8 protein-coding genes are annotated in these 12208 nt (G+C 65.2%); 4 read left to right on the forward strand and 4 right to left on the reverse strand.

Annotation, left to right across the window (positions count from 1 at the left end; translation table 11 throughout):
- Positions 1–81 precede the first annotated feature (81 nt).
- Complete coding sequence (gene bamE, locus MOK15_RS12215; protein ID WP_242931857.1) at positions 82–594, forward strand: outer membrane protein assembly factor BamE; 513 nt, start codon at positions 82–84, stop codon at positions 592–594.
- 294 nt (positions 595–888) lie between these two features.
- The gene (locus tag MOK15_RS12220) at positions 889–1440 is read left to right on the forward strand and encodes a phosphotyrosine protein phosphatase (protein ID WP_242931858.1); all 552 of its coding nucleotides are present in this window, start codon (positions 889–891) and stop codon (positions 1438–1440) included.
- Here the strand turns inward: MOK15_RS12220 and MOK15_RS12225 are convergent.
- From MOK15_RS12225 to MOK15_RS12240, 4 genes are all read right to left on the reverse strand, one after another.
- Positions 1409–2623 carry a carboxylate--amine ligase gene (locus MOK15_RS12225; RefSeq protein ID WP_242932737.1) on the reverse strand — a complete coding sequence of 405 codons (1215 nt, stop codon included), beginning with the start codon at positions 2621–2623 and terminating at the stop codon, positions 1409–1411. The genes MOK15_RS12220 and MOK15_RS12225 overlap by 32 nt on opposite strands.
- Complete coding sequence (locus MOK15_RS12230) at positions 2620–3600, reverse strand: hypothetical protein (protein WP_242931859.1); 981 nt, start codon at positions 3598–3600, stop codon at positions 2620–2622. The genes MOK15_RS12225 and MOK15_RS12230 overlap by 4 nt, the downstream gene beginning before the upstream one ends.
- Positions 3601–3740: 140 nt before the next feature.
- Complete coding sequence (locus MOK15_RS12235; protein WP_242931860.1) at positions 3741–4238, reverse strand: flavin reductase family protein; 498 nt, start codon at positions 4236–4238, stop codon at positions 3741–3743.
- Positions 4239–4359: 121 nt separating this feature from the next.
- Positions 4360–6621 carry an NADP-dependent malic enzyme gene (locus MOK15_RS12240; protein ID WP_242931861.1) on the reverse strand — a complete coding sequence of 754 codons (2262 nt, stop codon included), beginning with the start codon at positions 6619–6621 and terminating at the stop codon, positions 4360–4362.
- 137 nt (positions 6622–6758) lie between these two features.
- Here MOK15_RS12240 and mutS point away from each other — a divergent pair, with 137 nt between their 5' ends.
- Both mutS and MOK15_RS12250 read left to right on the forward strand, forming a co-directional pair.
- A complete protein-coding gene (mutS, locus tag MOK15_RS12245) occupies positions 6759–9431 on the forward strand; it encodes a DNA mismatch repair protein MutS (RefSeq protein WP_242931862.1) in 2673 nt (890 codons plus the stop codon).
- Between the two features lie 9 nt (positions 9432–9440).
- Positions 9441–12203, forward strand: coding sequence for a [protein-PII] uridylyltransferase (locus MOK15_RS12250; protein WP_242931863.1), 2763 nt, complete (start codon positions 9441–9443; stop codon positions 12201–12203).
- Positions 12204–12208 lie beyond the last annotated feature (5 nt).

Here is a 12208-nt window from a genome sequence, read left to right on the forward strand (position 1 = left end):
ATATTGATCGCAGCGTCGCCCAATGCAATGGCGGCATCAGTTTTGTTGGGTTCGCGGGTTACGCCCCCGCAGGAGACGTTCATGCCTCAGTTCAGCCGCCACACCCGCCGCGGGCGCGTCTTGATCGCCGTCGGCCTCAGCGCGCTGCTGCTGGGCACATCAGCCTGCACCCGCATCCGCACGCATCAGGGTTATCAGGTCGACAAACTGCTGGTGGATTCGGTCCAGCCCGGCATCGACAATCGCGCGTCGGTGGAAGGGACGCTGGGCCGCCCCAGCTTTGCCTCGCAGTTCGGCCAACAGGACTGGTATTATGTCTCGCGCAGCATGCGCTCGCTCGCTTTCTCCAATCCCAAGCCGGTGGACCAGACCGTGCTGCGCGTCCGCTTCGATCCCGCAGGCAATGTCGTGGCGGTCGACCGCATGGGGCTGGAACAGGTCGCTCATATCTCGCCTTCCGGGGACAAGACCCCGACCCTGGGCCGCCATCGCAGCCTGTTCGACGAGATTTTCGGCAATATCGGCGCGGTCGGCGCCGGCGGCATGGGTGGCGGGGGCAGCGGCCCCGGCAGCGGCGGCCCGAACGGCAGTTGAATCCAGGAACGCCCGGCCTCGTCAGAGACCGGGCGTTTTGATTCAGGCCGCTGTTTGAAAATGCGCCTATCGGCGCATTGCCGCACCGGCCCTCTCCCCCACCCGGCCACCCAACGGCAGTATCATATGGGTGGCCGGGTGGAGGAGAGGGCCGGTGCCGCCTCAAAAATGCGCTCTTCCGCGCATTCTCAAACAGACTCTGACCGATGCCTTTCATGCAAGCGCCGGTTGATCGGCCGGATCATGCTGCTATCTAGCGATGGTGCCTAAGCCAGACCTTTTTACCCCGCTGCCATGATCAGGCGGTATTTCGGCACATTGCGGGGACTGGGACGTCTCGCCTTATCCTATCCCCAGTTTTTTATCGGCCTGTCCGCCAGTCGCGTACCCACCCCGGCGCAGGTGAAGCGGCTGGTGTTCGTTTGCCAGGGCAATATCTGCCGCAGCGCCTTTGCTGATGTCGCGGCGCAGCGTGCGGGCTTACGAACCACCTCCTTTGGCCTGTCGACCACCACGGGACGCCCGGCCCATCCGCCCGCCATCGCGGCGGCCCAAATGCTGGGGCATGATCTGTTGGCGCATCGCGCTATCGACGTGGCGGATTATATGCCGGAGGAAGGGGATCTGCTGCTGGTGATGGAGGTGCGGCAATTGCATCGCCTCGCCACCGATCCACAGCTGGCGCGCCTGCCACGGATGCTGCTGGGCCGCTGGACACGTCCCCTGCTGCCCCATCTGCACGACCCCTATGGCCTTGATGATCGCTATATGACGCAATGCCTGCGACGGATCGAGCGGGCGATCGGCCGGCTGGTCATCGCCTTCCCCGGCGCACGGCTTTCCTGACCATCTGCGCCATATCCCGCAGCCAGGGCCGTGGATCGGTCAGGCTGAAAACATAATAGCGGGTGCGCAGATCGATGAAGGCGATCAGATAACCGAAAAGATCGGCAACCGGACGCCTGCGGAAAAAGGGGTCGCTGATGCGGCCGGGCGTCCACAGCAGCCGGACCATCCGCTTGGTTTCCGGCACCATATAGCAGGCGCGCAGGTCGTCGCGCGGCGCGGGAGCGGGACTGCCCTGCCCCAACACCCTGCGCCGATAGGCTTCCCAGGCGAAATGCGCGCCGCAATGCCGGGCGAGCGGCAGGCTGCCCCAATAGCGGCCATTGACCTCCATCAGCCAATAGTCGCCGGTCGCGACGTCATAACGATATTCGACCATCGCCTGCCCATCCCAATCGAGCGCGCGCAGCAATCGCTCGGACAGCGCCATTTGCGCCGCATGGGCGTCCATCGGCTCGGCCCGGCAGAGGGTGGATACGCCGCCTTCCGGCGGCCATTCGTGCAGGCGGCGATGCTGGAAACGCAAGGTCGCGCGTCCGTCCTCCATGTAGAGCATCTGGCCCAGGCCAACCCCACGGCAATATTGCTGGATCAGCGGCCATCGACCGACCGGTGCATAACGGTCCAGCAGCGCCATGAGTTGATCGGGCGTACGGGCATATTCGGTCTTCAGCCATTCCAGTCCGGCATCGGCCAGAATCGGCATGATTTCCGGCGGATTCGCCCATTTCGCCACCAGCGGAAAGCGCATGTCGGCAATCCGTGCGGCAAAATCCTCGCCCGCCTGCGGCTGCCAGGTCTGGGGCACGCGCAGCCCCGCCTGCTCGGCAATGGCGAGCGTCCGCCGCTTGTCGATGACCCGTTCCAACCGATCGGGCCGGGGGACGAGCAGGTGGCAATCGCCGATGCGCGACGGCAGCGCGCCCAAATCGAGCAGGTCGCTTTCCGAAATGGCGAAGACGGCCTTAGCGCCGGTGCGTGCAATCAGATCAGGCAGCCAGGCGGAGGCAGGACCGTCGGGCCGTCGGATCACCGCCGTGCAATGACGCGACGCCGCCGCGATGGCCATGGGATCGCGTGCGACCCCATGCACGGGAACGCCATGTTCGCCCAGTTCCCGAACGATCGTCAGGCCGATCGCATTTTCCAGGCCGATGACCAGAGCAATGGGATGATGCGTCACGCGGGAATCAGCCGATGCTCGTAACGCCATGTCGCCCAGGCCTGCTGCACCAGGCGCAGGCCGGTGCGAAGACGGCTGGGCGGCACGCGGGTCAGGCCATGGACCGGCGCATCGGCAATCGCTGGCGACAGATCATAGAAGCCGGCGCCATGCAGGTTCGCCATGCCGGCCGCCGCCCGGCACAGGGCTTCGAAGCGCGCCTTGACCAACCCGTTGGGGCGTTGACGATCGCGTGAGAGCATTTCGAAACTATGGGTCACGACGACAAAGGCATCCTGCCCTTCGTACGCAGCATGGTGCATGGCAGCGCGCATTTCCGCCGCCGACATGGCGCAAACCTGCGCCGGGCGAAAACCGCCCGGCCGATCGGCAATGCCCGACACGGGCAGTTCGATCACCCCCTCCAGGCGCGCCGCGCCAATCTGCTGACGGTCAGCCGATATGCGGCAGTCTCGACCGAGATAGGCGGGGTTGACGCTACTGTCCCAAAGGATGCCAATGGCCGCAAGCGCCCGGAGCGTATCGTCATTGGCGCCGAAATTGCCGGCCCGAAACGCCGTGATTACAGGCGCACCTGCCTGCTCCAGCAGCCGCCTCGCCAGGTCCAGCAAGATGATCTGGTCCGTCAGCGCAAAGTCGCCGATATTGCGGCCCTGCCGTCCGCCGACGGGCGATTGCCGCGTCCAGGCGAGCCATTCGGTGTGGATGTGCAACTGCACTTCATGCCCGCGCCGGACGATCTCGCCGACGATGGGCGTCAGATATTCCGCGCCATGCACCAGCGCCGGCATGGGATCGAGAAAGAAGACGCCTTTGAGTCCATGATGATCGAGCCGGTCCATCTGCCAGCCGATGCCGACGGCCTGCCCCTGCGCCTCCGCCCAGATCGACCGGCGGACATTTTCCTCAAGACTGACGCCCCGCTGGTACAGCGAGGAGGACAGTTCCGTGTCGACAGTGATGAGCAGCGCGGTCATGCAAGGATCCGGTCAGGGGACATCAGGCCCGACATAGGCAATTTGCGTTAAGGAGCGGTAATATGTCTCCGCTATGTCTGACCGGTCACATATTGGAAAGGCGGCTGCTCGCCTTTACCCCGCCACGCGCTGCCTGTCCTTCATTCCAACAGGGAAAATTCGCCATAATTGCCCTGGAAGAAGAGCAGTGGCCGTTCGGGCCGCTCCACTTCCAGCGCCACCACCCGGCCAAGCACGATATAATGGTCGCCGGCCTCATGCACGGCATCCAGCCTGCAATCGATCCAGGCGACGACATCGTCCAGGATCGGTGAGCCATTGGCGGAAACGCGATGGGCGATGCCCGCGAATTTATCCGGTCCAGGCCCCGCAATCTGACGGCAGAGCGGCTTCTGGTCGCTGGCAAGGACATTGACGCAGAATTTGCCGACCTTTTCGATGCGTGGCCAGCTACCGGAACTGCGCGCCGGAAAAAAGGCGACCAGGGGCGGGTCCAGCGAAACGGAGGTGAAGGATCCCACCACCATGCCGACCGGCGCGCCGTCCGGCTCCGCCGCGGTGACGACGCAGACACCAGTCGGATAGTGACCCAGCACGCGGCGGAAGGTCGCACTGTCGAAACTGGTGGTCACGCTCATGCCCTGGTCGCTCCCTTGGCGGATCATCATCCTTCCCTGTCGCTTGAGGCCGGAGCGTTGCAAGTGAAAAAGCATGATCGACCGACAAGCAATGCTTACCGATCGGTCAGCGGATCGGGAATCAGAGCGCTATCCCGCCCGCGGCCAGCACCGCCAGGGTCAACAGTTCCGACGCATTGGAAGACATGGTGGCGATCTGCACCGATTTTTCCATGCCCACCAGCACCGGCCCGATCATCGACGTGCCGCCCAGTTCGCGCAACAGCTTGGCCGAGATATTGGCCGATTGCAGCCCCGGCATGACCAGCACATTGGCGGGTCCGGACAGGCGGCTGAACGGATAATTCTTCATGACGGCCGGGTTGAGCGCCGCGTCGGGGGTCATTTCGCCTTCATATTCGAAATCAACGCCCCGTTCGTCCAGCACCTTCACCGCATCGCGCACATTGTCGAGGAACGCGCCGGGCGGATTGCCGAAATTGGAATAGGAAAGGAAGGCGACGCGCGGATCATGACCCATGCGCCGCGCGACGGCCACCGTCCCTTCGGCAATATCGGCCAGTTCGGCGGCCGAAGGACGTTCGTGCACCGTGGTGTCGGCCAGGAACACCGTCTTGTCCTTCGCCACCGTGACATGGATGCCGAAAGGGGTGCGGCCCGCCGCCGGGTCCATCACCCGCTTCACCTCGCGCAGCGTCTGCGCATAGGGGCGCGTCACGCCGGTTATCATCGCGTCGGCGACACCCATCTTGACCAGCAGGGTGCCAAAGATGTTGCGATCGCGATTGACCATACGCTCGCAGTCGCGGCGCAGATAGCCACGGCGTTGCAACCGCTTGTAGAGCAGGTCGACCATCTCCGGCACCAGCGGCGAATTGACGCTGTTGTGCAGTTCGAAGCTTTCGGGATCGCGCACGCCCAATTCCTTGAGCTTGTCCAGCACATGGCCGCGGCCGACCAGTACGGGGATACCATAGCCCAGCTCGCGGAACTGAATGGCCGCACGCAGCACGACTTCTTCCTCCGCCTCGGCGAAGACCACGCGCTTGGGATCGGCCTTGGCCATCTCATAGGCGGTGGTCAGCACCGAAGTCGTCGGGTTGAGCCGTGCCTTGAGCGACTGGCGATAGGCAACCATGTCCTCGATCGGCTTTTGCGCCACGCCGGTTGCCATCGCCGCCTCCGCCACGGCGGCCGGCACCACTTCCATCAGGCGCGGATCGAAGGGCGCGGGAATGATATAGTCGGGGCCAAAGCTGTGCGAGCGGCCATAGGCCTTGGCCACTTCCTCAGGCACCCGTTCACGCGCAAGGTCGGCGATCGCCTTGGCCGCCGCCAGCTTCATCGCCTCGTTGATGCCCGTCGCCCGCACGTCCAGCGCGCCGCGGAAGATGAAGGGGAAGCCCAGCACATTATTGACCTGATTCGGGAAGTCCGACCGGCCGGTCGCAACGATCACGTCGGAACGCACGGCCTTGGCGTCGGGCGGCAGGATTTCCGGATCGGGATTGGCCATGGCGAAGATGATCGGCTTGGCCGCCATCGACTTCACCATGTCCTGCGACATGGCGCCAGCGACGGAAAGGCCCAGGAACACGTCGGCGCCCTTGACCGCTTCAGCGAGCGTCCGCGCGTCGGTCTTCACCGCATGGGCCGACTTCCACTGGTTCATGCCCTCGGTGCGGCCCTGGTAGATCACGCCCTTGCTGTCGCACATGATGACATTGTCCTGGGGCACACCCAGTGCCTTGATGAGTTCGGTGCAGGAGATGGAGGCGGCCCCCGCCCCGTTCACCACCACCTTCATGTCCTTCATGTCGCGCCCGGTGAGGAGCGCGGCATTGATGACGCCCGCCGCCGCGATGATCGCGGTGCCATGCTGGTCGTCATGAAAGACCGGGATGTTCATCCGCTCTTTCAGCGTCTGTTCGATGATGAAGCATTCGGGCGCCTTGATATCCTCAAGGTTGATGCCGCCGAAGGTCGGCTCCATCAGCTCGACCGCATCGATGAAACGGTCGACATCCTCGGTCTTCAATTCGATGTCGATGGAATCGACGTCGGCGAAGCGCTTGAACAGCACCGCCTTGCCTTCCATCACCGGCTTCGAAGCGAGCGCGCCGAGATTGCCCAGGCCCAGGATCGCCGTGCCGTTGGAGATCACCGCGACCAGATTGCCCTTGGCGGTATAGTCATAGGCCGTCGCCGGATCGGCGGCGATGGCGCGGACCGGGACGGCGACGCCCGGCGAATAGGCAAGGCTCAGGTCGCGCTGCGTCGCCATCGGTTTGGACGCGATGATCTCGATCTTGCCGGGTCGGCCGGTCGAGTGGAAGAACAGCGCCTCGCGCTCGGAAAATTCCACATTCGACTTCTCGGTCATGGCTGCACCCATATATTGGAACAATGCGGCCGCCCTAGCGGCAAGATTATCTTGTGGGCAAGTGCGAGAAGCGCAATTTTGCTGCCCGTTTGCGAAGCTCTGGTTTCAACACAGGGTTCAGGCTATCCGCTGATCCCATGGCGAAATCGACTGACACAGCGGCCCCACCCTCCGGCCAGCCGACCCCGATGATGGCGCAGTATCTGGCGCTGAAGGCCGAAGCGCAGGATTGCCTGCTCTTCTATCGCATGGGCGACTTTTTCGAACTGTTCTTCGACGACGCCAAAATGGCGGCCGCCACGCTCGACATTGCGCTCACCAGCCGGGGCGAGCATGGCGGCGCGCCCATCCCGATGTGCGGCGTGCCGGTGCACAGCGCCGAAGGCTATCTGGCGCGGCTCATCAAGGGCGGCCATCGCGTCGCCATCGCCGAACAGACCGAAACGCCTGCGCAGGCCAAGGCGCGCGGCGGGAAGGCATTGGTGGTGCGCGCGATCGTCCGCTACGTCACCGCCGGGACGCTCACCGAGGAAACCCTGCTCGATTCCCGGCGTGACAATATGCTGGTCGCGCTGGCGCAGGTAGGCGGGTCGCTGGAAAATGGGGGATCGGGCGAGATCGGCATCGCCGCCGCCGATATTTCGACCGGCCGGTTCGAAACGATGACCTGTCCCATGGCCGACCTGCCCGCCGAACTGGCGCGGCTGCGGCCAAGCGAGACGGTGGTGGCCGAAGGATCGACGATCGATATCGCGGACTCGCATCCGTTCGATCGTGCCGCCTTTTCCAGCAGCCGCGCGGAAGACGCTCTCAAGCGCCTGTTCGGGGTCGCGACACTCGACGGCTTCGGCCAGTTCGGGCGGGCGGAGCTTGCGGCGATGGGCGGGCTGATCGCCTATCTCGACCATGCGGGCAAAGGTACGCTTCCTTTCCTCGCGCCACCGCTGCGCAAGACCAGCGGCGGTCATGTCGCCATCGATGCGGCAACGCGCGAGAGCCTGGAGATCGTCGCGACCATGGCCGGGTCGCGCGCCGGCAGCCTGCTGGGCGCGATCGACCGGACGGTGACAGGCGCGGGCGCGCGCCTGCTGGGGCAGGATCTGTCGGCTCCGTTGATGGACCTCGCCATGATCGAGGCGCGGCTGGGGCTGGTCCAGCTTTTCCATGACGATGCGTTGCTGCGTGACCAGTTGCGCGCGGCGCTGCGTGCCCTGCCCGATATCGGCCGGGCGCTGGGCCGCGTGGCGGTGGGGCGCGGGTCGCCCCGCGACCTCGGCCAGCTCCGCGATGGCCTCGGCGAAGCGCGACTGTTGCGCGAACGGCTGGGCCGTCTGGCCGATGCGCCCCAACTCCTGCTGCAACTTCTCCCCGCGCTCGACGGCCATGGCGAACTGGTCGATGCCCTGTCGCGCGCGCTGGTCCCGGCGCCGCCGACCGAGACGGCCAATGGCGGCTATATCGCCGACGGCTACGACCCCGCGCTCGACGAACTGCGCCGCATGGCCGGCGACGGCCGCCGCGCCATCGCCGCGCTGGAGGCCAGATATCGCGAGCAGACCGGCATTTCCTCGCTCAAGATCCGGCACAATGGCGTGCTGGGCTATCATGTCGAGGTGCCGGCACGCGCCGCCGACGCGCTGATGGCGCCGACCAGCGGCTTCACCCATCGCCAGACGCTGGCCGGCGTGGTGCGCTTCAATTCGATCGACCTGCATGAGGAGGCCGGGCGCGTGGCGCAGGCGGGTGCCCATGCCCTGGTCGCCGAGGCCGCCCATCTGGAAGAACTCATCAACGCGGTGCTCGACCGCAAGGCCGACATCGCCCGCGCCGCTGATGCGCTGGCCCGGCTCGACGTTGCCGCCTCGCTCGCCGAACGCGCGGCCGAGGGCGGCTGGCAACGGCCGCATTTCGTGCCGGCGGACAGCGCGGGGCAGTGCCTGGATATCGTGGGCGGGCGGCATCCTGTGGTGGAGGATGCGCTGCGGCGCGAGGGCCAGCCCTTCGTCGCCAACGACTGTCGCCTGGCCGAAGCCGACCGGCTCTGGCTCGTCACCGGCCCCAATATGGGCGGCAAGTCGACCTTCCTGCGGCAGAATGCGCTGATCGTCATCCTGGCGCAGGCCGGCGGCTATGTTCCCGCGCAATCGGCGACGCTGACCCTGGTCGACCGCCTGTTCAGCCGGGTCGGCGCGTCGGACAATCTCGCCAAAGGCCGCTCCACCTTCATGGTCGAGATGGTGGAAACCGCCGCCATCCTGGCGCAGGCGACAGAGCGCAGCTTCGTCATTCTGGATGAGGTGGGGCGCGGCACGTCGACCTATGACGGGCTGGCGCTGGCATGGGCCGTGGTGGAAGCGGTGCATGAGGTCAATCGCTGCCGCTGCCTGTTCGCCACCCATTATCATGAGCTGACGCGGCTCGCCGAAACCCTCTCCTCGCTCTCGCTCCACCATGTCCGCGCCCGCGAATGGAAGGGCGACCTCATCCTGCTGCATGAACTGGCCGAAGGGCCGGCGGATCGCAGCTATGGCCTGGCGGTGGCGCGGCTGGCGGGGCTGCCGCCTGCCGTGCTCAAGCGGGCAAAGGATGTGCTGGCGCGGCTGGAAGCGGGCAAGGCCAGGACCGGTGGAATCGCCGCCGGCCTCGACGACCTGCCGCTATTCGCGGCCGTCGCGGTGCAGGAAGAGGAGAAGGCCGACCCCTTGCGCGCCGCGATCGAGGCGATCGACGCGGACGCGCTTTCCCCGCGCGAGGCGCTCGATCACCTCTATCGGCTGAAACAACTGGCCGCCGACGTGGCGCCCGACTAGAGAATAGATATGGTCATGCAGTTCCCCGCTCTGGGAGCGCGCCGCGCGATCATCGACAGGCGCGCGATTTCCGACACGATTCTCGCCCTGGCGCAGGAGCATCGGGGCGATCTGATGCGTTTGCGCGGATTGATCGTCAAGGAATTGAAGGCGGCGCTCGACCATGGCCGGGACGAGGTGGCGCAACGGCTGGAGGCGCGGCCCACGCGCGGGCGCGAGGCAGTGAGCGCCTTCGCCTTCCTGATCGACCAGATTGTGCGCCTGCTCTACGACGCGACCACGCATCACCTCTATCCGGCAGCCAATCGCAGCACCGGCGAGCGGATCGCGCTGATCGCGGTGGGTGGCTATGGCCGGGGCGAAATGGCGCCGCACAGCGACGTCGACATTGGCTTCATCACCCCCTGGAAGCCCACGGGCTGGACCGAGCAGGTGATCGAATCCATGCTCTATTCGCTCTGGGATCTGGGATTAAAGGTGGGCCATAGCAGCCGCTCGGTCGACGAGACGATGCGGATGGCCAAGAGCGACCTTACCGTGCGCACTGCTTTGCTGGAGGCACGCTATATCTGGGGCGACCGCGCGCTCTATGAGGAAACCTCCACCCGCTTCGACGCCGAGGTGATGCAGGGCAATGCCCGCGCCTTCGTCACCGAAAAGCTGGTGGAGCGCGACGAGCGGCACAAGCGGATGGGCGACAGCCGTTATGTCGTCGAACCCAATGTGAAGGAAGGCAAGGGGGGGCTGCGCGACCTGCACACCCTCTTCTGGATCGGCAAATATGTGAACCGGGTGCGGTCGGTCGCCGATCTGGTCGATGTCGGTCTGTTGACGCAGAGCGAGTTGCGGCAGTTCCAGAAAGCCGAGGATTTCCTCTGGGCGGTGCGCTGCCACCTGCATACCATCACCGGGCGCGCCGAAGACCGGCTGACCTTCGACCTGCAAATCGAAACGGCAACGCGGATGCATTTCACCGACCGCGCCGGCCGGTCGGGCGTCGAGCGTTTCATGCGCTATTATTTCCTCAACGCGAAAACGGTGGGCGACCTCACCGCCGTCTTCCTGGCGCATCTGGACGATCAAATGGGGCCGAAGGGACGGCGCTACATCCCGTCCATCTTCCGCCGACCCAAGAAACTGGACGGCTTCGTGCTGGAACGGGGCAGGCTGGCGCTGCCGAGCGACGATTTCTTCCAGGCGGACCCGGTGCGGCTGCTGGACATCTTCGCCGCCGCGGACAAGCATGGGCTTCAGATCCATCCCAGCGCCTTGCGCGCCGCAAGCCGCGACGCCGGCCTGATTACCGCCAAGATACGCAAGGACCCGCGCGCCAACGCCGCCTTCATGGAGGTGCTGACTTCCCCGCGCGATCCCGAAACGGTGCTGCGATGGATGAATGAATCCACCGTATTCGGCCGCTTCGTCCCCGACTTCCGCCGCGTCGTCGCGCAGATGCAGTTCGACATGTATCATCATTATACGGTCGATGAGCATACCATCCGCGCGGTCGGGCTGCTGGCGCGCATCGAAAAGGGGGAACTGGAACAGGACCACCCCCTTTCGACCGAACTGATGGGCCGGCTCCTCTCACGCCGGGTTCTCTATGTCGCCGTGCTGCTGCACGACATCGCCAAGGGGCGCGGTGGCGACCATAGCCTGCTGGGAGCGGAGGTGGCGGAACATCTCTGCCCGCGCCTTGGCCTCACCCCCGCCGAGACCGAAACGGTGGCCTGGCTGGTGCGCTACCATCTCCTCATGTCGGCGACCGCCTTCAAGCGCGATCTCGCCGACTATAAAACCATCCTCGATTTCGTCGAAGTGGTGCAAAGCCCTGAGCGGCTGCGGCTGCTGCTCTGCCTGACCGTGGTCGATATCCGCGCCGTGGGGCCGGGCGTCTGGAATAGCTGGAAGCGTCAGTTGCTGGGCGACCTCTACGATGCGGCCGAAGAACTGCTGCGCCTGGGTCACAAGCAGAAGGGGCGCAGCGAGCGCGTCGCCGCCAAGCAGGAAGCGCTGCGCCAGGCGCTACACATGGATGAGGCGGCGTTCGAAGCCTTTGGCAAGCGCCTCCCGGAATCCTATTGGATCGCCGAGCCTGAAGACATATTGGTCCACAACGCCCAGCATATCCTGGCGTCGGGCGATTCTCCGCTGTCGATCGCGGCCCATTATTATCCGCAGCGCGGCGCGACGCTCGTCACCGTCTACGCCACCGACCATCCGGGCCTATTCTACCGGATCGCCGGCGCGATTCACCTGGCGGGGGGCAACATCATCGACGCGCGCATCCATACGACGCGCGACGGCGTCGCCATCGACAATTTCCTGGTACAGGACCCGTTCGGCGGCGCCTTTCACAGTCCCGAACAATTGCAGCGCATCCGCAACGCGATCGAGGATTCGCTGTCCAACCGGCATCGCCTTATCACCAAATTGGCCGCCCGCCCCCTGCCCCGCACCCGCGCGGAGGCTTTCCGCATCGAACCGAACGTGCTGATCGACAACAAGGCATCGAACCGCTTCACCGTAGTGGAGGTCAACGCCCGCGACCGGCCGGCGCTGCTGTTCAGCCTGGCCAATGCGCTGTTCCAGTCGAAGGTCACGGTCCACAGCGCCCATGTCGCCACCTATGGCGAGCGCGCGGTCGATACTTTTTACGTCACCGACCTTCTGGGTGGAAAGATCGAAAGCAAGGCGCGGTTGCAGACGCTGGAACGACGCCTGCTGGAGGCGGCCGGCGGCGAGGTGGGCGAGGCGCTGGAGCGGGCGTAGTTGCC

The sequence above is a fragment of the Sphingobium sp. BYY-5 genome, from assembly GCF_022758885.1.
Lineage (GTDB): Bacteria > Pseudomonadota > Alphaproteobacteria > Sphingomonadales > Sphingomonadaceae > Sphingobium.